The organism is Streptacidiphilus sp. MAP5-3 (assembly GCF_041262505.1).
Lineage (GTDB): Bacteria > Actinomycetota > Actinomycetes > Streptomycetales > Streptomycetaceae > Streptacidiphilus.
The window spans coordinates 36,505-57,019 of sequence record NZ_JBGCCL010000014.1 but is presented as its reverse complement, the minus strand read 5'-3'; the positions used below and the strand labels follow the sequence as shown (position 1 = coordinate 57,019).

Below are 20,515 nucleotides of genomic sequence, written 5' to 3'. Positions count from 1 at the left end.
GTGAGAGGGGTGCGGAAAACCCGTTTTCCCAGGAACGCGGCAGGGACGAGAATCGCTGAACATGGGACACGTCGAGATCTCGCACCTGGAGTACTACCTACCCGACGGGCGGGTGTTGTTCGCCGACGCGTCTTTCCGGGTCGGGGAGGGCGCAGCGGTCGCCCTGGTCGGAGCCAACGGCGCGGGCAAGACCACGCTGCTGCGGCTGATCGCGGGTGATCTCACCCCGCACGGCGGCACGGTGACGGTCAGTGGTGGGCTCGGGGTGATGCGTCAGTTCGTCGGCACGACCGGGCGCGAGTCGCCGCTGGCCGAGGACGCCTCGGTGCGCGACCTGCTGGTCGCCGTCGCGCCGCCCAAGGTCAAGGCCGCGGCGCAGACCGTGGACGCGGCCGAGCTGGCGATGATCGCCCAGGAGGACGAGCGGACCCAGCTCGACTACGCCCAGGCGCTCTCCGACTGGGCGGACGCGGGCGGCTACGAGTGGGAGACCGTCTGGGACGTCTGCACCGTCGCCGCGCTCGGCACGTCCTACGAGCGCGCCCAGTGGCGCGGCCTGAACACGCTCTCCGGCGGCGAGCAGAAGCGCCTGGTGCTGGAGGCGCTGCTGCGCGGCCCCGACGAGGTGCTGGTGCTGGACGAGCCCGACAACTACCTGGACGTCCCCGGCAAGCGCTGGCTGGAGGAGCAGATCCGGCAGACCCGGAAGACCGTGCTCTTCGTCTCGCACGACCGCGAGCTGCTGGCCAACAGCGCCGAGAAGATCGTCAGCGTCGAGCCCGGCGTGGACGGCAGCGAGGTCTGGGTGCACGGAGCCGGTTTCGCGACCTACCACGAGGCCCGGGAGGAGCGCTTCGCCCGGTTCGAGGAGCTGCGCCGGCGCTGGGACGAGAAGCACGCCCAGCTGAAGAAGCTCGTGCTGGACATGCGTGAGTACGCGGCCCGCTCGCACGACATGGCCTCCCGCTACCAGGCGGCCACGACCCGGCTGCGCAAGTTCGAGGAGGCGGGCCCGCCGCCGGAGCCGCCGCGCAAGCAGGCGATCAGCATGCGGCTCAAGGGCGGACGCACCGGCGTCCGGTCGTTCACCTTCCAGAAGCTGGAGCTGACCGGCCTGATGCAGCCGTTCGACCTGGAGGTCTACTACGGCGAGCGGGTGGCCGTGCTGGGCTCCAACGGCTCGGGCAAGTCGCACTTCCTGCGCCTGGTCGCCGGCGACGAGCGGCGACCGGTCGCCCACAGCGGGGCGTGGAAGCTGGGCGCGCGCGTTGTGCCGGGCCACTTCGCGCAGACGCACGCGCATCCGGAGCTGCTGGGCCGGACCGCGCGCGAGATTCTGCAGACCGAGCACGCACTGGACCGCGCGGCGGCGATGAGCGCGCTGCGCCGGTATGAGCTGCATCACCAGGAGGCGCAGCGTTTCGAGAACCTCTCCGGCGGCCAGCAGGCCCGGCTGATGATCCTGCGGCTGGAGCTGGGCGGTGCGACGGCGCTGCTGCTGGACGAGCCCACCGACAACCTGGACCTGGAGAGCGCCGAGGCGCTGCAGGAGGGGCTGGAGGCCTTCGAGGGCACGGTCCTGGCGGTCACGCACGACCGCTGGTTCGCCCGGTCCTTCGACCGGTTCCTGGTCTTCGGCGCGGACGGCCGGGTGTACGAGTCGCCGGAGCCGGTCTGGGACGAGCGCCGGGTCACCCGGGAGCGGTGACGGGCGATGAGGGCCGCTGACGAGCTCCGACTGGTCGGCGAACGTCCCGGGTCCACGTAGACTGGTGCACAGCTTGTGGAAAACCAGCGCGGTGGTTGCCGGGCGTTTTGACCCGCCTGCCACCGGGCCGGTATTCTGCGAGTTCGTTGTGCGTATTGGCTCGCTCTATCTCACGTGAGACGTCGGTACGCCGGTCCGCCAGGTCGATGAGTGGCGGCGCTGCACACCCGATTGCGTCCGGGTCCCAGTGCTGAGGCTGCTCCGATCGTCCCGGTGGCCCTGTCAGGCACACACTCACTGAAAAGCGAAGGCTACGACCGTGCGTACGTACAGCCCCAAGCCCGGCGACGTCCAGCGTCAGTGGCTCGTCATCGACGCCCAGGACGTTGTCCTGGGTCGTCTGGCCTCCCAGGCCGCCACCATCCTCCGTGGTAAGCACAAGCCGGTGTACGCGCCGCACGTTGACATGGGTGACTTCGTCATCATCATCAACGCGGACAAGGTGCACCTGTCCGGCAACAAGAAGACTCAGAAGATGGCCTACCGCCACTCCGGTTACCCGGGTGGTCTGCGGGCCGTCCGCTACGACGACCTTCTGGCGAAGAGCCCGGAGAAGGCCGTCGAGAAGGCCATCAAGGGCATGCTCCCGAAGAACTCCCTGGGTCGTCAGATGCTCTCGAAGCTGAAGGTGTACTCGGGCGACCAGCACCCCCACGCTGCCCAGCAGCCGGTGCCGTTCGAGATCACCCAGGTCGCTCAGTAAGACCGGCCACCAGACAATCTGACGAGAAGAACAGAGGAAACCGTGGCCGAGACCACTGCTGAGCTCCCCCTCGAGGTCGAGGAGACCTTCGAGGTCGAGGAGACCGAGTACACCAGCGAGTCCCTTCCCTCCGCCTTCGCCGAGGCCATTCCGGGCGCCGGCCTGGGTCGCCGCAAGGAGGCGATCGCCCGCGTGCGCATCGTCCCCGGCACCGGCCAGTGGAAGATCAACGGTCGCACCCTGGAGGAGTACTTCCCCAACAAGGTGCACCAGCAGACCGTGAACGACCCGTTCAAGATCCTTGAGCTGGACGGTCGCTACGACGTCGTCGCCCGTATCAACGGTGGCGGCATCTCCGGCCAGGCCTACGCCCTGCGCCTCGGTGTCGCTCGCGCCCTGAACGAGGCCGACGAGGACACCAACCGCCCGGCCCTGAAGAAGGCCGGCTTCCTGACCCGTGACCCGCGCGCCGTCGAGCGCAAGAAGGCCGGTCTCAAGAAGGCCCGTAAGGCGCCGCAGTACAGCAAGCGCTAAGTCGCATCCCGCTCCGCCGTTCATCGCATGGGGGAGCTGGTTTTCACCACGCCCTGGGAGCACCCTGTGTTCCCAGGGCGTGGTTCGTTCATACCCGGCACACCCGGAAGGTTTTGGCAGTGGGACGACTCTTTGGCACTGACGGCGTACGCGGGCTTGCGAACGTCGATCTGACCGCCGAGATGGCGATGGGCCTCTCCGTCGCCGCCGCGCACGTGCTCGGTGATCTGGGCGCGTTCGAGGGCCACCGCCCGGTGGCCGTGGTCGGCCGCGACCCGCGGGCCTCGGGTGAGTTCCTGGAGGCGGCCGTGGTGGCCGGCCTCGCCAGCTCCGGTGTCGACGTGCTCCGTCTCGGTGTCCTGCCGACCCCTGCCGTGGCGTACCTGACGGAGGCGTTGGGCGTCGACTTCGGCGTCATGCTGTCGGCCAGCCACAACCCGATGCCGGACAACGGCATCAAGTTCCTCGCCAAGGGTGGCCACAAGCTCGACGACGCGATCGAGGACGCCATCGAGGCGCACTTCGAGCGCTTCGGCGGCGAGGAGTGGTCCCGCCCGACCGGCGCCGGGGTCGGCCGGGTCCGCGACCACGAGGCCGGGCTCGACCAGTACGTGGAGCACCTGCTGAGCGTGGTGCCGAACCGCCTCGACGGGCTGCGCATCGTCCTCGACACCGCGCACGGCGCGGCGGCGGTCGCGTCGCCCGAGGCGTTCCGCCGGGCGGGCGCGGAGCTCGTCCACATCATCGGCGCCGAGCCGGACGGCCTCAACATCAACGACGGCGTCGGCTCGACCCATCTCGACCTGCTGTGTGCGGCGGTCATCGAGCACGGCGCGGACCTGGGCATCGCCCACGACGGCGACGCGGACCGCTGCCTGGCCGTCGATCACACCGGCACCGAGGTCGACGGCGACCAGATCCTCGCCGTCCTGGCCCTCGGCCTGCGGGAGTCCGGCGCGCTGGCCAAGGACACCGTGGTCGCGACGGTCATGTCCAACCTGGGCTTCAAGCTGGCCATGGAGCGCGAGGGCATCGACCTGGTCCAGACGGCGGTCGGCGACCGCTACGTGCTGGAGTCCATGAAGGAGCACGGCTACACGTTGGGCGGCGAGCAGTCCGGCCACGTGATCATGCTGGAGCACGCGACCACCGGTGACGGCACGCTGACCGGCCTGATGCTGGCCGCGAGGGTCGCGGCGACCAAGCAGCCGCTGCAGGAGCTGGCCGCGGTGATGACGCGGCTGCCGCAGGTCATGATCAACGTCAAGGGCGTGGACAAGACGCGCGCCGCGCTGGACCCCGAGCTGGTGGACGCGGTGGCGGCGGCGGAGAAGGAGCTGGGCGACACCGGCCGGGTTCTGCTGCGTCCCTCCGGGACGGAGCCGCTGGTTCGCGTCATGGTGGAGGCAGCGAACCACGACCAGGCCCAGGAGGTTTGCGAGCGGCTCGCCATGGTCGTGCGGGAACGCTTGGGATAAGGGACGTTCCACTGTCCAGGGGCGCGGGGCTCTGCTGATGTGCGGCTCCGCCGCGTGGGCGCGACGAGCCACCCACGTGGGTGGAGCCCCGCTTGTTCAGGGCCGTCTGCTCATCAGTGGTTTCTCGTGCAGAGCCCCGCGCCCCTGGGGTGTCTGCAACTGAGCGAGGGAGAGTCGAGTGACGCTTCGTGAGGAATACGCACAGCTCCAGGCCAAGGGCCTGAAGCTGGATCTGACGCGGGGTAAGCCCTCGCCCGAGCAGTTGGACCTCTCGGCGGGGCTGCTCGAACTTCCCGGCGCTGCCGACTTCCGCGCTGCGGACGGGACCGACACCCGGAACTACGGCGGGCTGACCGGGTTGCCCGAGCTGATCGAGATCTTCTCGCCGCTGCTCGGCATCCCGCAGGGCCAGCTGCTGGCGCTGGGCAACGCCAGCCTGCAGATCATGCACGACGTGATCGCCAACGCGCTCCTCTCCGCCGTGCCCGGTGCCCCCCGCCGCTGGGTGGACGAGGGCGAGGTCGTCTTCCTCTGCCCCGTGCCCGGATACGACCGGCACTTCGGCGTGTGCGAGCGGTTCGGCATCCGGATGGTCCCGGTCGCGCTGACCGGGCACGGGCCGGACATGGACGAGGTGGAGCGCCTGGTCACCGCCGATCCGCGGATCAAGGGCATGTGGTGCGTCCCGGCGTACAGCAACCCGACCGGCGAGGTCTACAGCGCCGAGACGGTCCGCCGCCTCGCGGCCATGCCGACCGCCGCGCCCGACTTCCGGATCTTCTGGGACAACGCCTACGCCCTGCACGACCTGACGGACCGTCGGGCCGAGCTCGTGTCGATCCTGGACGCCTGCGCCGAGGCGGGGAACCCGGACCGGGCGTTCGTCTTCGCGTCGACCTCGAAGATCACCTTGGCGGGTTCGGGGGTCGCCTTCTTCGGCTCCTCGGCCGCCAACGTCGAGTGGCTCAAGAAGCTGATGGCCAAGCAGACCATCGGCCCCGACAAGGTCAACCAGCTGCGGCACGTCCGCTTCTTCCGCGACGCGGACGGCGTGCTCGCGCACATGGCCGAGCACCGTGCGCTGCTCGCGCCGCGTTTCGCCGCGGTCGAGCACGTGCTGGAGCGGGAGCTCGGCGGTCGCGGCATCGCGCGCTGGACCCGGCCCGAGGGCGGGTACTTCGTCAGCCTCGAGGTCCCGGACGGCTGCGCCGCCGAGGTCGTGCGCCTGGCGAAGGAGGCCGGCGTGGCGCTGACTCCGGCCGGTGCGGCCTTCCCGTACGGGCACGACCCGCGCGACCACCAGATCCGGATCGCGCCGAGCTACCCGACGCTGACCGAACTCACCGAGGCCATGGAGGCGGTGGCGCTCTGCGTCCGGCTCGCGGCCGAGGAGAACAAGGCGGTCACCGAGGGTGGGGCGCAGACCTGACAGCGTGACAGTCCGAGCGGGATCGGATAGCGTCCGCCGGGCGTCATCCGATCCTGTTCCGGGGGGACTTCATGCTGCTCGAATTCAGCGCGCACCCGTTTCTGGCCATCTACTCGATCCTGCTGATGATCAGCGGCTTCGGCTCGGTGGCGCTCAGTGTGCTCAATATCGGCGGGCGGAGCGTCGGTTGGCGGATCTTCGGCGTGATCGCCGGTCTCCTTTTCGGCGGCTACGGCATCTACATGGGGTTCTTCTTCACCGGCGGTGAGTACATCCTCTCGGGCAGGGGGATCGTCCTGCCGTTCCTGCTGATCGCCGGCATGCTCGGGAGGGCACGCCGTGGGAAGGCGGCCAACGCTGCCGGGCCGATGCCGGGCATCCCGCAGCAGCCGGGGATGCCGTACGGGCAGCCGCAGGGATACGGACAGCAGCCTTATGGCCAGCCGCAGCAGGCGTACGGACAGCAACCGTACGGGCAGCCGCAGTACGGTCAGCCCCAGCAGCCTTATGGTCAGCAGCCTTACGGCCAGCCGCAGCAGCAGCCGTACGGCCAGCCCCAGCCCCAGCCGCAGCCTTACGGCCAGCCGCCGGAGGGCCCCTACGGTCAGTTCCCGCAGGGCTGAGACCCTGAGACCAGCTGATCCTGCTCCGGGGGAACTCCATGCTGCTCCACATCACCACGCACCCGTTCTGGGCCTTCTATGCGATCCTGCTGCTGATCACCGGCATCACGGCGTTCGTCCTTGTGTTCGCCCCCGGTGAGGACAGCATCTTCTTCCGGATCTTCATGGTCGGCTGCGGTCTTGCCTTCGGCGGCTACGGCGTCTATGTCGGGTTCGTCTCCACCAGCGGCTCGTACTACGTCTCCACCTGGGCGATCTTCGTTCCGGGCCTGTTGCTCGCCGGTCAGATCATGAGGATCGTGAAGTGGGTCCGCGGCAGGGCGGCAAAGGACGCCGCGCCGGTCCCGGGCGTGCCGCAGCAGCCTGTCGTGCCGTACGGGCAGCCGCCGCAGGCTTACAGCCAGCCGCAGCCGTACGGGCAACTGCCGCAGTACGGACCGCCACGGCAGCCCCCCGGCCAGGGCTGAGGCACGCTGAAGCTCAGAGCTTGCGGATGCGGATCCGCTGGACCTTGTGGTCCGGGCCCTTGCGCAGGATCAGGTCGGCGCGGCCGCGGGTCGGGGCGACGTTCTCGACGAGGTTGGGGCGGTTGATGGTCCGCCAGAGGTGGCGGGCGTAGTCGAGCGCCTCGTTCTCGGGGACCTCCGCGTAGCGGCGGAAGTAGGACTCCGGGTTCTGGAACGCGGTCTCGCGCAGCTTGCGGAACCGCTTCAGGTACCACTTCTCGATGTCGTCCGGGCGGGCGTCGACGTAGATGGAGAAGTCGAAGAAGTCCGCCACCGCGACCCTGGTGCGCCCGTCCTGTCCCGGCAGGGCGGGCTGCAGCACGTTGAGGCCCTCGATGATCAGGATGTCGGGCCGCCGGACCGTCAGCCGCTCGTCGGGGACGATGTCGTAGACCAGGTGCGAGTAGACCGGGGCGGTGACCTCCTCCTTGCCCGACTTCACGTCGGCCACGAAGCGGGTCAGCGCCCGGCGGTCGTAGGACTCGGGGAAGCCCTTGCGGGACATGAGGCCCCGGCGGCGCAACTCCTCGTTGGGCAGCAGGAAGCCGTCGGTGGTCACCAGCTCCACGCGTGGGTGCTCGGGCCACCGGGCCAGCATCGACTGGAGCAGTCGAGCGGTGGTGGACTTGCCCACCGCGACCGAGCCGGCCACGCCGATGACGAACGGCGTGCCGGACTGGGTGTGGGTGTGCTCGTTGCTGTCCAGGAAGTCGTTGAGCGCGCCGCGCAGTTGACCCGTCGCGGTGACGTAGAGGTTGAGCAGGCGCGACAGCGGCAGGTAGACGTCCTGGACCTCGTCGAGGTCGATGACGTCACCGAGGCCGCGCAGCCGTTCCAGCTCGTCGGCGGTCAGCGGCAGTGGTGTGCGCTCGTGGAGGGCACTCCACTCGGCACGGTCGAGGTCGACGAAGGGCGATGCGTCGGTGCGACGCCCGGCTTCCAGGGTGGTGGACACGTTCCTATTGTCTGCCGAGCTGCCGTCGCCGGGGTGCGAGAGATATCTCTCAGCGGCCTCCGCACGACCTCCACCGGGACTCCGCGCGAAATCCGTACGAACTCAGGTCGCGCTCGGTCAGGCCTCCAGGACCTGGTCCAGGAAGGCGTCGACCTTGGTGCGCAGGCGCTCGATCTGCTGCTCGACGGTGAGCGTCTCGTCCTGGCGGGCGCCTGACTCGGCCTGCTTCCTGCCGCGGACGTAGAGCGAGCAGGCGAGATCGGTGCACATGTAGAAGCCGACCGAGTTGCCCTGGCGCCCGGCCTTGCCCGCGCGGCGGGCGGTCAGCAGCGAGACGCCGTTGCCCGGCCGGGTGGTCAGGCAGAGCGAGCAGAGGCTGCGGTGCAGGAAGCCGCGCTGCGGCGGCGGGAAGCGCAGCGTGATGCCGACCAGGCCGCCCGGCGCATCCGCCCGCTCGGCGACCAGCGCGCAGCGGTCGGGCGCGCCCGGATCGCGCCAGCCCAGGAAGTCAAGGTCGGCGAAGGGCCGTTCGGCCAGGTCGCGCGGGATGTGGAGGCGTGACGCCTCGCCCTTGCTGCAGTTCACGAAGGACGCGCGGATCTGTTCTTCGGTGACGATCTCCATGGGTACGACGCTAAGCTTGCCTAGGAGTCCTAGGCAAATGGTTTATCTCTCTAGTTTGGAGTGGGATGGCGCGGGCGGGACTGAACGCCGAACGGGTGACCCGGGCGGCAGCGGACCTGGCGGACCAGGTCGGGCTGGAGAAGGTCACGGTCTCCGCCGTGGCCAGGGGTTTCGGCGTCAAGGACGCGAGCCTCTACGCGCACCTGAGCAGCCTGGCCGAGCTGCGCGAACGGATCGCCGGGCTGGCGATGGCGGAGCTGGCGGACGCGCTGGGCGACGCCGTCGCCGGGCGGTCGGGGCGGGCCGCGCTCACGGCCTTCGCCGACGCGTACCGGGACTTCGCCCTCGCCCACCCCGGGCGCTACGCCGCCACCCAGCTGAACATCGAGTGTGAGGGCGGCCACCGCGTCGTCGCCGCCTGCGCGGCGCTGCTCCGCGGCTACCGGCTGGAGGACGTGGACGCGGTGGACGCGGTCCGGCTGCTGTGCAGCTCCTTCCACGGCTGGGTGACCCTGGAGGCCGCCGACCGGTTCCGGTCCGACCGCCCTATGGCGGAGTCCTGGCAGGTCGCCCTCACCGCGCTGGACGGAGCGCTGCGCACCTGGGGCGGTCGTGCGGGCGTTCCTCGGGCCTCCGTCTGACGGAATCCGCCCAGGTGGAGCCGGGGTCGGGGCCTCGCCGCGCGGGGCTGCCGCGGCGTGCCCTTAAGCTGGGGCGATGTGCGGAATCGTTGGTTACGTTGGCGAGCAGCCTGCCCTGGACGTGGTCCTGTCCGGGCTGCGCCGTCTGGAATACCGGGGGTATGACTCGGCGGGTGTCGCCGTGCAGACCCCCGAAGGCGGCCTCGCGGTCGCGAAGAAGGCCGGCAAGCTGGCCAACCTGGAGAAGCTGCTGGCCGAGCAGCCGCTGCCGGAGGGCACGGTCGGGATCGGTCACACCCGTTGGGCCACCCACGGCGGCCCGACCGACGCCAACGCGCACCCGCATGTGGGCGGCGCGGGCAAGGTCGCCGTCGTGCACAACGGGATCATCGAGAACTTCGCGCGGCTCCGCGTCGAGCTCTCCGAGCGCGGTCACCTACTCGCGTCGGAGACCGACACCGAGGTGGTCGCCCACCTGCTGGCCGAGGCCACGGACGCCCAGCTCGCCGCGGGCAGCGGCACGCTGGACCTCGCCGAGGCCATGCGCAGCGTCTGCCGTCGCCTGGACGGCGCGTTCACGCTGGTCGCCACGCACGCCGACGCGCCGGGCGTGGTCGTCGCCGCGCGTCGCAACTCGCCGCTGGTGGTCGGGCGCGGCGAGGGCGAGGCCTTCCTCGCCTCGGACGTGGCCGCGTTCATCGAGCACACCCGTGAGGCGATCGAGCTCGGTCAGGACCAGGTCGTCGAGTTGACCCGCGAGGGCATCACGATCACCGACTTCCAGGGCAATCCGGGTGAGTACCGCGAGTACCACGTCGACTGGGACGCCTCCGCCGCCGAGAAGGGCGGCTACGACTACTTCATGCTCAAGGAGATCGCCGAGCAGCCCAAGGCGGTGGCCGACACCCTCCTCGGCCGGATCGACGCCAACGGCTCGCTCACCCTCGACGAGCTGCGCATCGACCGCTCGGTGCTGCGCGAGATCGACAAGGTCGTCATCGTCGCCTGCGGCACGGCGTTCCACGCCGGCCTGATCGCCAAGTACGCGATCGAGCACTGGGCCCGCATCCCCTGCGAGGTCGAGGTCGCCTCCGAGTTCCGCTACCGGGACCCGATCATGGACCAGCAGACGCTGGTCATCGCCATCTCGCAGTCCGGCGAGACCATGGACACGCTGATGGCGCTGCGTCACGCGCGCGAGCAGGGCGCCAAGGTGCTGGCCATCTGCAACACCAACGGTTCGACGATCCCGCGCGAGTCGGACGCCGTGCTCTACACGCACGCCGGTCCCGAGGTCGCGGTCGCGTCGACCAAGGCGTTCCTGACCCAGCTGGTCGCCTGCTACCTGGTCGCCCTCTACCTGGGCCAGGTCCGCGGCACCAAGTGGGGCGACGAGATCTTCGAGGTGATCCGCCAGCTCGCGGACGCGCCGAAGCAGGTCGAGCAGGTGCTGACGACCATGGAGCCGGTCCGTGAGCTGGCCCGTTCGCTGGCCGATGCCAAGTCGGTCCTGTTCCTGGGCCGTCACGTCGGCTACCCGGTGGCTCTGGAGGGCGCGCTCAAGCTCAAGGAGCTCGCCTACATGCACGCCGAGGGCTTCGCGGCGGGTGAGCTCAAGCACGGTCCGATCGCGCTGATCGAGGAGGGGCTGCCGGTCGTCGTGGTCGTCCCGTCGCCGCGTGGGCGCTCGGTGCTGCACGACAAGATCGTCTCCAACATCCAGGAGATCCGCGCACGTGGTGCGCGCACCCTGGTGATCGCCGAGGAGGGCGACGACGCGGTCGTGCCCTACGCCGACCACCTGGTCCGCATCCCGCAGACGCCGACGCTGCTGCAGCCGCTGGTGGCGACCGTCCCGCTGCAGGTCTTCGCCTGCGAGCTGGCGACGGCCAAGGGCCACGAGGTCGACCAGCCGCGCAACCTGGCCAAGTCGGTGACGGTGGAGTAGCCGCCCGATGGCAAGGTGGAGGCCCGGACGCCGCGTCGGCGTCCGGGCCTTCGCGTTTTGCACGGTCCCAGGGAGTTCTGAATGATCATCGGTGTCGGCATCGACGTCGCGGAGATCAGCCGCTTCGAGGAGGCCCTGCGCCGCACCCCCGCGCTGGCGGACCGGCTCTTCGTCGCCGAGGAACTGACGCTGCCCAGCGGCGAGCGGCGCGGGATCGCCTCGCTGGCGGCCCGGTTCGCGGCCAAGGAGGCGGTGGCAAAGGCGCTCGGCGCGCCCGGCAATCTGGAGTGGACCGACGCGATCGTCCGCACCGAGCCCTCCGGCCGACCGCTGCTGACCGTGCGCGGCACCGTGGCGGCGTGCGCGGAGCAGCTCGGGGTGACGTCGTGGCATCTCTCGCTCAGCCACGACGCGGGCGTAGCGTCTGCGGTGGTGATCGCCGAAGGGTGACGGCCTCTCAAGGAGTGGACAGGCCATGCGTTGTGCACATGCTGTGGACTGGGTCCGGGCGGCGGAGGGCGAACTGATGGCCCGTCTGCCCGAGGGCACGCTGATGCAACGGGCGGCGGCCGGGCTGGCCGCCTGCTGCGTGGAGCTGCTGGCGAGCGGGAAGCGGGGCCGCGTCCGGGGCAGCCGGGTGCTGGTCCTGGTCGGCAGCGGCGACAACGGTGGTGACGCGCTCTACGCCGCGGCCCGGCTGGCCCGCCGCGGCGCACGGGTCCGGGCCGCGCTGCTCGCCCCGCCGGAACGTACCCACGCGGGTGGACTGGCCGCGCTGCTCGCGGCGGGTGGCAGGACGACCGACGATCCCGCCGAGGCCGCGTCGGCCGACCTGGTCCTCGACGGCATCGTCGGCATCGGCGGACGCGGTCCGCTGCGCGAGGCCGCGCTCCCGTGGGTCGACGCGGCCGAGCGCGGCGAGGCGTTGATCGTCGCCGTCGACCTGCCCAGCGGCGTCGACCCGGGCACCGGGGCCGTCCCCGGCCGTGCGGTCCACGCCGACGTCACGGTCACCTTCGGCACCCACAAGCCCGGCCTGCTCGTCGACCCCGGCGCGTCGTACGCGGGAGTGGTCCGGCTGGTCGAGATCGGGTTGCCGGTCGCAGCGGGGTCGGACACGCACGTCGTCGAGGCGCTTCAGCACGCCGACGTGGCCGCGCTGCTGCCGGAGCCCGGCGCCGAGAGCGACAAGTACCGGCGTGGGGTGGTCGGCATCGCCGCCGGTTCGGCCCGGTATCCGGGCGCCGCGGTGCTGGCCGTCGGATCCGCGCTGCGCGGCGGCTGCGGCGCGGTGCGCTATGTCGGCGCGGCGGGCGCGGACGTGGTGCGAGCACACCCCGAGGCGTTGGTCGGCGACGGCGGTCCGGCGGACGCCGGTCGGGTGCAGGCCTGGGTGGTCGGCCCCGGCCTGTCCCAGAACGCCGACGCCGAACGCGCCGTGGAGGAGGCCCTGGCCGCCGAGGTGCCGGTGCTGGTCGACGCCGACGGGCTGCGGCTGCTCGCCCGGCGCGGCAGCGCGCCCGCGAACGCGCTGCTCACCCCGCACGCGGGCGAGGCGGTCGCGCTGCTGGCCGGGGTCGGCGTCACCGCGACCCGGGAGGAGGTCGAGGGCGAGCGGTTGCGGTACGCGCGCACGCTCGCCCGGGCGTACGGCTGCACGGTGCTGCTCAAGGGCTCGACCACGGTCGTCACCGGTCCCGAGGGCCCGGCCCGGGTCAACCCCACCGGGACCGCGCAGCTCGCCACCGCCGGGAGCGGCGACGTGCTGGCCGGACTGGCCGGTGCGCTGCTCGCCGCCGGGCTGGCCCCGAGGGACGCCGGATCCGTCGCCGCGTATCTGCACGGTCTGGCGGGCAGGATCTCCTCCGGCGGCGCGCCGACCTGCGCCACCGCGATCACGGCCGCGCTGCCCGAGGCCTGGCGGTCCGTCATCGCGGGGGACGGCGATGACGGGGTTCCACCGTTCCGGTGAGTTTCGTGGTGATATTCGGCCGGACGGGGGTGAACCGCGGTCATACGTGCAACCGATCAGCCGAATTGATTGTCTTCCCAACGACACCGTGCACAGCGGACGGAAAGCAGGGGGAGAGTTGACGCAGCTGAGGGCACGAGTGACCGCGGCGGCCCTGGCGACCGCGGCACTGCTGGTCGGGGTGGGCACCCTGGGCGCGGGAACGGCGAACGCCGCCACCCCGACGCTGACGACGCCTGCCGCGGTGACGCACGTCGGGACGACGCACGCGGTCACGACGCACGCGGTCACGGCGCACGCGGTCACGACCGCGCCGAAGTCGCCCTGCCCGGCAGACCGGGGCCGGGTGGTCTGCGTGGACCTGACCCACCAGAAGCTGTGGATCTCGGACGGCGGCAAGCTCGTCTTCGGCCCGGTGGCCGTCCGCACCGGCCGCAAGGGGTACGTCACCCGTGACGGCCTGTGGCACATCTACTGGCGCGACCTGCACCATGTCTCCTCGATCTACCACGTGCCCATGCCCGACAGCCAGTTCTTCTCCGGCGGCGAGGCGCTGCACGCGGTGGGCATCCCGATGTCGACCCCGCCCGGCTCGCACGGCTGCGTCAACATGACCGTCCACGACGCGCGGATCGCCTGGGAGCTGCTGCGCGTCGGCGATGTCGTCGACGTCTTCGGGCGCAAGCCCGGCACCTGAGCAAGACGCCTGAGCCCGGCAGCTGAGCCCGGCAGCTGAGCCGCACGCTCGGACACGCTCGGACGGAAGGGCCGGGGGTCGGTTGAGCGGCCCCACCCGCACTACGCGACACTGTGGCGCCCATCACTTGGTGACGGGCGCCCGCCTGCTTCTGGGAGACTTACCCCCGATGGAAACTGCGATGCGAGCCGAAGCTCTGATCGACCTGGCGGCGCTGCGCGGCAATATCGCCGCGTTGCGCGAGCGTGTCGGGTCGGCCGGAGTCATGTCCGTGGTCAAGGCCGACGCCTACGGCCACGGCGCGATCCCGTGTGCCCGCGCGGCCCTCGCCGCCGGTGCGAGCTGGCTCGGCACGGCCACCCCGGAGGAGGCGCTCGCACTGCGCGCCGCCGGGATCGGCCCGGACCAGGCCCCGGTGCTGTGCTGGCTGTGGACGCCGGGCGGCCCGTGGCGCGAGGCGGTCGCGGCGGACGTCGACATCACCGTCAGCGGCCTGTGGGCGCTGCCCCACGTGCTGGACGCGGTCCGCGAGGTCGGCCGCCCGGCCCGGGTGCAGCTGAAGGCGGACACCGGACTCGGTCGCAACGGCGCGCAGCCGCACGACTGGCCCGAGCTGGTCGCCGCCGCCCGCGCCGCCGAGGCCGAGGGCCTGATCAAGGTCACCGGCGTCTGGTCCCACTTCGCCTGCGCCGACGAGCCCGGCCACCCCTCCGTCGCGGCGCAGCTCGACGCGTACCGCAGCGCGCTGGACGTCGCCGAGGCGGCAGGCCTGCGGCCCGAGGTGCGCCACATCGCCAACTCGCCCGCCACGCTGACCCTGCCGGAGTCCCACTTCGACCTGGTTCGGACCGGTCTGGCCCAGTACGGGCTGTCCCCGGTTCCGGAGGTCGGCGGACCGGCCGACTTCGGGCTGCGGCCGGTGATGTCGCTGGTCGCCCGGGTCGCCCAGGTCAAGCGGGTGCCCAGCGGACACGGCGTCAGCTACGGCCTCACCTACACCACTCCGGGCGAAACCACGCTGGCCCTGGTCCCGCTCGGCTACGCCGACGGGATCCCGCGTCACGCAAGCGGCGCCGGACCGGTCTGGCTCGGGGGCAAGTGGCGCACCGTCGCCGGACGCGTCGCGATGGACCAGTTCGTGGTCGACCTCGGCGGTGACGCCGCCGAGGTGGGCGACCAGGTCGTCGTCTTCGGCCCCGGCGACCTCGGCGAGCCGACGGCCGAGGACTGGGCCCGCGCGGCGGGCACTATCGCGTACGAGATCGTCACCCGTATCGGCGCCCGGGTGCCGCGCCGCTACCTGGAGGGCGGCGGCTGATGCCGGAGGAGAGCGGAGGCGTCGTCCGCCAGGTGCGGGACGTGGCGGGCGCGGTCGTCGGTGACGTCGCGGCCGGCCGCTGGCGCCGCGCGGGCATCGTCGGCGTCTCCCTCGGGGTGGTCGCGGCCGGTGCGGCGGCGGGCGTCGCGCTGGAGCGGCTGACCGTCGGCCGCGACATGCGCCGCCGGGCCCGCGCCGAGATCGACGCGGCGGCGGCGTTCGGCTCGCTCCGCGGCACCCCGCTCCATGTCGCCGCGGCCGACGGTACCGACCTCTACGTCGAGCTCGACGGCTCCGGCTGGGCCGGCAGTGCCCCGGCGATCGCCCGCGAAGCCGCGGAGCGCGCGGAACCCGCGGAGCGCACTGACGGCGACGGCGAGACAGCCGCCGCGCCGGTCGGAGCCGATCCCGGCCGGGCCGGCAACGGCAACGGTCGCCCCACGCTGCGCAGTTGGCTCGGCAGACGGCGTGCGTCGGGTGCCGAGCCGCAGCCCGGACCGCTGGGCGGCGTGCTGTCCGGCGTCGGCAGCTGGCTCGGAATGCCCCCCACCCCGCCGCTGACCGTCGTCTTCGCTCACGGTTACTGCCTCAACCAGGACAGCTGGCACTTCCAGCGCGAGGCTTTCCGCGACGGACTGCGGCTGGTCTTCTGGGACCAGCGCAGCCACGGCCGCTCCGAGCGCTCCCGCAGCTACCTGGCCGGAGAGCAGTCCTCCATCGACCAGCTCGGCCAGGACCTCGGCGCGGTGATCGACGCCGTCGCGCCGACCGGACCGCTGGTGCTGGTGGGGCACTCCATGGGCGGGATGACGATCATGGCGCTGGCCGACCAGCGTCCCGAGCTCTTCGCCGAACGGGTCGCCGGAGTCGCCCTGCTCGGTACCACCGCGGGCAGCTGGCGCGGGGTGACCCTCGGCCTCCCCGGTGTCGGCGCGAGGATGTTCCACCGGATCGGCCCCGGTGTGATCAAGGCACTGGGCCGCCAGGCCGAGCTGGTCGAGCGCGGCCGTCGTCTCAGCAGCGAGCTGACCGCCGCGATCTACCAGAAGTTCTCCTTCGGCGCCGAGGACGTCGATCCCGCACTGGCCCACTTCGCGCAGGACCTGCTGGAGTCCACGCCGGTCGACGTGGTCGCCGAGTTCTTCCCGGTCTTCCCCGCGCACGAGAAGACGGCCGCGCTGGCCGTCCTCCGCGACATCCCGACCCTGGTCATGGCGGGGGACGAGGACCTGCTCACGCCGCCCTCGCACAGCGAGGCGATCGCCGCCGAGCTGCCCGACGCGGAGCTGGACATACTCCCGGACACCGGCCACCTGCTGATGCTGGAGCGCCCGGACCTGGTCGACGCCCGCCTCGCCGACCTCCTCGAACGCGCAGCCGGGCACTGCGGTGCGCCGCTGCCGCAACACGTGCACGATCTCGCGCAGGACACGCGCCAGGCCTGACGGCTGAGTGCCGGGTGGCCCCTTCTGCCTGATTGTCGGGCTGACGCCCCGAACCGAAAGGACCCGCAGGACCCATGGGCAACGCCGTGAACGCTGTCACGATCTCCGTTCCGGACCCGGCCGCGATGCAGGAGCTCGGCCGCACCCTGGCGACGGTGCTGCGCCCGGGGGACCTGGTGCTGCTCTCCGGTGAGCTGGGCGCGGGCAAGACCACGCTGACCCGTGGCCTGGGCGAGGGCCTCGGCGTACGCGGTGCGGTGACCTCGCCGACCTTCGTGATCGCCCGGGTCCACCCGTCGCTGGTCGGCGGCCCGGCGCTGGTCCACGTCGACGCGTACCGCCTGAGCGGCGGCCTGGACGAGATGGAGGACCTGGACCTGGACGTCTCCCTGCCGGAGTCGGTCGTGGTCGTCGAGTGGGGCGAGGGCAAGGTCGAGGAGCTCTCCGAGACCCGCCTGGAGGTCCGCATCGACCGCGCGCTGGGCGGCGCGGCCGGGCACGAGGACCACCTGCTGTCCCTGGCTGAGGACCTGAACCCGGAGGTCCCCGACGACCGCACGGTCACCCTCCGCGGCCTCGGCGACCGCTGGGCGGACGTCGACCTCGGCGCGCTGGCGGTCGCCCGGGCGTAGCGCCCGCACGGCCTGGTGACGTTGCCGGCCGCCTTGCCGGGGTTTGCGGTTGTTTTTCCGACGCGCTGTCGGGAAGATGGAATGAGCCGCACCTGACACCCCTCGGGGAGACCGAATGCCCGGCACGACCTCGTCCGACCCCCGCGCCACCGACGTGGACGTCGCCCGTCTGCTCGCATCCGGCCCGTCGGCGGCAGCGGTCTGCACGCCACCCTCGGAGGACGAGTCGGCGAACGCGGAGAGCAATTCGGACGACGAAACGCCCACTTCCGACGAATAGGGACGTTGCAAACGTCAGGGGCGAGGGGCTCTGCTGATATGCGGATCCGCCGCGCGGGCGCGCGCCAAGCCACTGACTTTTGGCTCCCGCGGGTAGGTGCACCCCCAGAGCCCCGCGCCCCTGGGGAGCTACAACCTCCCTGGCGTGCATGACACATTCCTATGCGCCGTCAAAACCACATTTCCCCGCGTGAAATGTCGCCTTGTCACCACTGAACTCGGTAACACACGCGCTTCGCACTCTTGACCGATGGTTCATTCCCCGGTTCTATTCCCCTTGCCATACATCGCAGCGGGGAACATTGGGCCCGCTGCTACGGCCCGGGGAGGGCGTTTGAAGCACATCAGGGGATCTCATCGGCGTGCCGGCATAGCTTTGGTGGCGACGCTGCCCATGCTCGCGGCTGCCGTCGCCGCGGGGGCGCCGGCCAGTGCCACGCCCGCCCGGCACGCGATTGCCGGCGGGAAGCCGACCTGGGCCGCGGTCGCCGCGGACAAGGGCCAGGTGGCCCAGAGCAACGCGGTCACCGCGCGCGTGTACCTCGCGGGTGACCAGGCCGGACTCGCCGCCTATGCCGCGCAGGTGTCGAACCCTCAGAACGCCGACTACGGCAAGTATCTGAGCCCGCAGGCCGTCCAGGCGAAGTACGGCCCGACCAAGGCGCAGGTCGCCGCGGTCAAGCAGTGGCTGGCCGCCTCCGGCTTCAAGGTCACCGCGGAGAACGACCAGTACCTGACCGTCACCGGTGACGCCGCCGCCGCGCAGACCGCGTTCGGTTCGCAGCTGCACAGCTTCGCCACCGACGGCCACGTCTACCGCGCCCCGGCGGGCGCGCTGACCGTGCCGGCCGACGTCGCGGACGCAGTGCTCACCGTCACCGGTCTGAGCACCGCCCCGTCGAAGGCGACGCACGAGGACACGCTGCCCGGCCCCGGCCCGGCGTACGTCAACTCGGGTCCGTTCTCGAGCTACTACGGCTCGAACCCGGCGAAGACCCTGCCCAAGGTGGACGGCCGTACCGTGCCGTACGTCATCAAGGGCTACAACGGTCACCAGCTGCGCTCCGCCTACGGCGCCACGGCCTCCGGTCTGACCGGCAAGGGCCAGACCATCGCGATCGTGGACGCGTACGACTCGCCGACGATCGCCTCGGACGCGAGCACCTACGCCGGGCTCAACGGTGACGCGGCCTACAAGACGGGCCAGTTCAAGGAGTACGACCCCGCCACCTGGACCCACACCGCCGCCAACGACTGTGGTGCGTCCGGCTGGTACGGCGAGCAGACGCTCGACGTCGAGGCGGTCCACGCGGTCGCCCCGGCCGCGAACATCCACTACGTCGCCGCAGCCTCGTGCTACGACGCGGACCTGATCGACGCGCTGGACAACATCGTCACGAACCACCTGGCGTCCCTCGTCAGCGACTCGTGGGGTGAGCCGGAGAACGCCAGCGACCCGTCGAACGACGCCGTCTACAACAACATCTTCGAGCGCGGCGCGGTCGAGGGCATCAGCTTTGACTTCTCCTCCGGCGACAACGGCGACGAGGTCGCCAACTCCGGTACGAAGCAGGCCGACATGCCCGCCGCCCTGCCGTGGGTGACCGCGGTCGGCGGTACCTCGCTGGCCGTCGGCAAGCACGGCAACTACGAGTTCGAGACCGGCTGGGGCACGGACGTCGCCCCGCTGGCGGCGAACGGCAAGAGCTGGACCGGCTTCCCGGGCGGGTTCCAGAGCGGCTCGGGCGGTGGCGTCAGCGCCCGTACCGCGCAGCCGTGGTACCAGGCGGGCGTCGTCCCGTCCTCGCTGTCGGCGAGCAAGAACGGCCCGATGCGCGTCGTCCCGGACGTCGCCGCGGTCGCCGACCCGCAGACCGGCTTCCTGATGGGCCAGACCCAGGCCTTCCCGAACGGGACGGTCAAGTACAGCGAGTACCGCATCGGCGGCACCAGCCTCGCCTCGCCGGTCTTCACGGCGATCGAGGCGCTGGCGCAGGAGAAGCAGGGCTTCGCGCTCGGCTTCGCCGACCCGGCGATCTACGCCCGCAAGGCCCTGCTGCACGACGTGACCGACCACCCGTTCGGCCCGAACGTCCAGCTGGCGGTCGCCCGCGTCAACTTCAACAACAGCGTGGACGCCTCGGGTGGCACCAGCACCTCCGCCCGCACCCTCGGCACCGACTCGTCGCTGTCGGCGACGAAGGGCTACGACGACTCCACCGGCCTCGGCTCGCCGACCTACTGGTACATCGAGTCCTTCGGCATCCGCCGCTGACGCGGTCCGCCGGTGAACTGCTGAACCACTGAACGCGTGTGGCCCCGCACCTCGGTGCGGGGCCACACGCGTTCCTGCCTGGGACTCGTCAGGAAACGACCACGACCTTGGTGTTGTACGGCGCGAAGTCGTACAGCGCCTGGCCGTCGGCGACCGACTCGCGGATGCCGCCGAGGTGCTTGGACGGGTCCGGCGGGGGAGTGCTGCCGTCGACGGCGGAGCTGAAGCCGATTCTGGTGCCGTCGCGGCTGGTGAACAGGACCGCGTTCTTGATCAGCTTGCCGTCCGAGCCGGTGTACGGCCCCGGCAGGAGCGTGGTCGCCGCGTAGGTGCCCGGAAGCGGGTCGACGTTCCCCGGCATCACGGTGAAGGTGCGGTCCGCGCTCGCGTCGCTCGGGTCCACCAGCCAGACGCGCTTCTGGGCGAGCGAGTACACCACCCGCCGACCCGTTCCCGAGTCCGCGGGGACCGCGGGCGGCTTGGCCTGCGTCCCGCCCCGCCCCGCGGACGCGGAGGCCGAGGGGACCTTGCCGGGTGGTGCGGCGACCGTCGCGGACGCGGAGTTCTTGGCCTGCACGGCGAGCAGGGTGACGACGGCGAGGGCTCCCGCGGTCAGCACGGTGACCACCGAGCCCGAACCGAGTTTCGCCACGGTCTCTCCTCCCACTCCTCCGACCGACCGAGTGGC

Annotated in this window: 20 protein-coding genes; 17 read left to right on the top strand and 3 right to left on the bottom strand. The window is 71.4% G+C overall.

The features are described from left to right. The first annotated feature begins 61 nt into the window (after nt 1-61). The 7 genes from ABH928_RS21235 (at nt 62) to ABH928_RS21205 (ending at nt 7,002) form a co-directional block, all read left to right on the top strand. Entirely contained in the window at nt 62-1,708 is a 1,647-nt protein-coding gene (locus tag ABH928_RS21235; RefSeq protein WP_370068789.1) for an ABC-F family ATP-binding cassette domain-containing protein, read from the top strand. Between the two features lie 319 nt (nt 1,709-2,027). Then, nucleotides 2,028-2,471, top strand: coding sequence for a 50S ribosomal protein L13 (gene rplM / locus ABH928_RS21230; RefSeq protein ID WP_370068787.1), 444 nt, complete (start codon nt 2,028-2,030; stop codon nt 2,469-2,471). A 42-nt stretch (nt 2,472-2,513) separates the two neighbouring features. Continuing rightward, nucleotides 2,514-3,005 (top strand): 30S ribosomal protein S9, encoded by a 492-nt coding sequence (gene rpsI, locus ABH928_RS21225; protein ID WP_370068785.1) that lies wholly within the window; start codon nt 2,514-2,516, stop codon nt 3,003-3,005. 119 nt (nt 3,006-3,124) lie between these two features. Beyond that, on the top strand, nt 3,125-4,483 hold the full coding sequence (glmM, locus tag ABH928_RS21220; protein ID WP_370068783.1) for a phosphoglucosamine mutase: 1,359 nt from the start codon (nt 3,125-3,127) through the stop codon (nt 4,481-4,483). A 178-nt stretch (nt 4,484-4,661) separates the two neighbouring features. After that, a complete protein-coding gene (locus ABH928_RS21215) occupies nt 4,662-5,912 on the top strand; it encodes an aminotransferase class I/II-fold pyridoxal phosphate-dependent enzyme (protein WP_370068781.1) in 1,251 nt (416 codons plus the stop codon). Between the two features lie 71 nt (nt 5,913-5,983). Continuing rightward, nucleotides 5,984-6,535 carry a hypothetical protein gene (locus tag ABH928_RS21210; RefSeq protein WP_370068779.1) on the top strand — a complete coding sequence of 184 codons (552 nt, stop codon included), beginning with the start codon at nt 5,984-5,986 and terminating at the stop codon, nt 6,533-6,535. A gap of 38 nt (nt 6,536-6,573) precedes the next feature. Next, entirely contained in the window at nt 6,574-7,002 is a 429-nt protein-coding gene (locus ABH928_RS21205; RefSeq protein WP_370068777.1) for a hypothetical protein, read from the top strand. Between the two features lie 13 nt (nt 7,003-7,015). Here the strand turns inward: ABH928_RS21205 and coaA are convergent, their stop codons facing one another. Together coaA and ABH928_RS21195 are read right to left on the bottom strand one after the other, a co-directional pair. Then, complete coding sequence (gene coaA / locus ABH928_RS21200) at nt 7,016-7,996, bottom strand: type I pantothenate kinase (RefSeq protein ID WP_370068775.1); 981 nt, start codon at nt 7,994-7,996, stop codon at nt 7,016-7,018. Nucleotides 7,997-8,113: 117 nt separating this feature from the next. Further along, nucleotides 8,114-8,620: an FBP domain-containing protein gene (locus ABH928_RS21195; RefSeq protein ID WP_370068773.1), complete on the bottom strand. Its 507-nt coding sequence runs from the start codon at nt 8,618-8,620 to the stop codon at nt 8,114-8,116. A 65-nt stretch (nt 8,621-8,685) separates the two neighbouring features. Here ABH928_RS21195 and ABH928_RS21190 point away from each other — a divergent pair, with 65 nt between their 5' ends. The 10 genes from ABH928_RS21190 (at nt 8,686) to ABH928_RS21145 (ending at nt 19,827) form a co-directional block, all read left to right on the top strand. Next, complete coding sequence (locus ABH928_RS21190) at nt 8,686-9,261, top strand: TetR/AcrR family transcriptional regulator (RefSeq protein ID WP_370068771.1); 576 nt, start codon at nt 8,686-8,688, stop codon at nt 9,259-9,261. A 76-nt stretch (nt 9,262-9,337) separates the two neighbouring features. Continuing rightward, nucleotides 9,338-11,209, top strand: coding sequence for a glutamine--fructose-6-phosphate transaminase (isomerizing) (gene glmS / locus ABH928_RS21185; protein WP_370068769.1), 1,872 nt, complete (start codon nt 9,338-9,340; stop codon nt 11,207-11,209). Between the two features lie 81 nt (nt 11,210-11,290). After that, a complete protein-coding gene (locus ABH928_RS21180; protein ID WP_370068767.1) occupies nt 11,291-11,659 on the top strand; it encodes a holo-ACP synthase in 369 nt (122 codons plus the stop codon). Nucleotides 11,660-11,684: 25 nt separating this feature from the next. Beyond that, the gene (locus tag ABH928_RS21175) at nt 11,685-13,181 is read left to right on the top strand and encodes an NAD(P)H-hydrate dehydratase (protein ID WP_370068765.1); all 1,497 of its coding nucleotides are present in this window, start codon (nt 11,685-11,687) and stop codon (nt 13,179-13,181) included. A gap of 118 nt (nt 13,182-13,299) precedes the next feature. After that, nucleotides 13,300-13,878, top strand: a complete 579-nt coding sequence (locus ABH928_RS21170; protein ID WP_370068763.1) for a L,D-transpeptidase — start codon at nt 13,300-13,302, stop codon at nt 13,876-13,878. 181 nt (nt 13,879-14,059) lie between these two features. Then, the gene (gene alr, locus ABH928_RS21165; protein WP_370068761.1) at nt 14,060-15,196 is read left to right on the top strand and encodes an alanine racemase; all 1,137 of its coding nucleotides are present in this window, start codon (nt 14,060-14,062) and stop codon (nt 15,194-15,196) included. Next, nucleotides 15,196-16,641: an alpha/beta fold hydrolase gene (locus ABH928_RS21160; protein WP_370068759.1), complete on the top strand. Its 1,446-nt coding sequence runs from the start codon at nt 15,196-15,198 to the stop codon at nt 16,639-16,641. Before alr ends, ABH928_RS21160 begins: the two co-directional genes overlap by 1 nt. Nucleotides 16,642-16,715: 74 nt before the next feature. Further along, nucleotides 16,716-17,273 (top strand): tRNA (adenosine(37)-N6)-threonylcarbamoyltransferase complex ATPase subunit type 1 TsaE, encoded by a 558-nt coding sequence (gene tsaE / locus ABH928_RS21155; protein ID WP_370068757.1) that lies wholly within the window; start codon nt 16,716-16,718, stop codon nt 17,271-17,273. A gap of 115 nt (nt 17,274-17,388) precedes the next feature. Next, a complete protein-coding gene (locus ABH928_RS21150; RefSeq protein ID WP_370068755.1) occupies nt 17,389-17,553 on the top strand; it encodes a hypothetical protein in 165 nt (54 codons plus the stop codon). A 393-nt stretch (nt 17,554-17,946) separates the two neighbouring features. Then, nucleotides 17,947-19,827, top strand: coding sequence for a protease pro-enzyme activation domain-containing protein (locus ABH928_RS21145; RefSeq protein WP_370069012.1), 1,881 nt, complete (start codon nt 17,947-17,949; stop codon nt 19,825-19,827). 88 nt (nt 19,828-19,915) lie between these two features. Here the strand turns inward: ABH928_RS21145 and ABH928_RS21140 are convergent, their stop codons facing one another. Further along, nucleotides 19,916-20,479: a hypothetical protein gene (locus tag ABH928_RS21140; protein WP_370068753.1), complete on the bottom strand. Its 564-nt coding sequence runs from the start codon at nt 20,477-20,479 to the stop codon at nt 19,916-19,918. Nucleotides 20,480-20,515 lie beyond the last annotated feature (36 nt).

What these genes read in the sequence shown, in the direction of transcription:
- ABH928_RS21145 (WP_370069012.1), top strand. Translation starts at nt 17,947, where the DNA reads ATGCTCGCGGCTGCCGTCGCCGCGGGGGCGCCGGCCAGTGCCACGCCC.
- ABH928_RS21150 (WP_370068755.1), top strand. Translation starts at nt 17,389, where the DNA reads ATGCCCGGCACGACCTCGTCCGACCCCCGCGCCACCGACGTGGACGTC.
- ABH928_RS21160 (WP_370068759.1), top strand. Translation starts at nt 15,196, where the DNA reads ATGCCGGAGGAGAGCGGAGGCGTCGTCCGCCAGGTGCGGGACGTGGCG.
- glmS (WP_370068769.1), top strand. Translation starts at nt 9,338, where the DNA reads ATGTGCGGAATCGTTGGTTACGTTGGCGAGCAGCCTGCCCTGGACGTG.
- ABH928_RS21195 (WP_370068773.1), bottom strand. Translation starts at nt 8,620, where the DNA reads ATGGAGATCGTCACCGAAGAACAGATCCGCGCGTCCTTCGTGAACTGC.
- ABH928_RS21210 (WP_370068779.1), top strand. Translation starts at nt 5,984, where the DNA reads ATGCTGCTCGAATTCAGCGCGCACCCGTTTCTGGCCATCTACTCGATC.
- ABH928_RS21205 (WP_370068777.1), top strand. Translation starts at nt 6,574, where the DNA reads ATGCTGCTCCACATCACCACGCACCCGTTCTGGGCCTTCTATGCGATC.
- ABH928_RS21235 (WP_370068789.1), top strand. Translation starts at nt 62, where the DNA reads ATGGGACACGTCGAGATCTCGCACCTGGAGTACTACCTACCCGACGGG.
- ABH928_RS21190 (WP_370068771.1), top strand. Translation starts at nt 8,686, where the DNA reads ATGGCGCGGGCGGGACTGAACGCCGAACGGGTGACCCGGGCGGCAGCG.
- ABH928_RS21175 (WP_370068765.1), top strand. Translation starts at nt 11,685, where the DNA reads ATGCGTTGTGCACATGCTGTGGACTGGGTCCGGGCGGCGGAGGGCGAA.
- ABH928_RS21180 (WP_370068767.1), top strand. Translation starts at nt 11,291, where the DNA reads ATGATCATCGGTGTCGGCATCGACGTCGCGGAGATCAGCCGCTTCGAG.
- tsaE (WP_370068757.1), top strand. Translation starts at nt 16,716, where the DNA reads ATGGGCAACGCCGTGAACGCTGTCACGATCTCCGTTCCGGACCCGGCC.
- alr (WP_370068761.1), top strand. Translation starts at nt 14,060, where the DNA reads ATGCGAGCCGAAGCTCTGATCGACCTGGCGGCGCTGCGCGGCAATATC.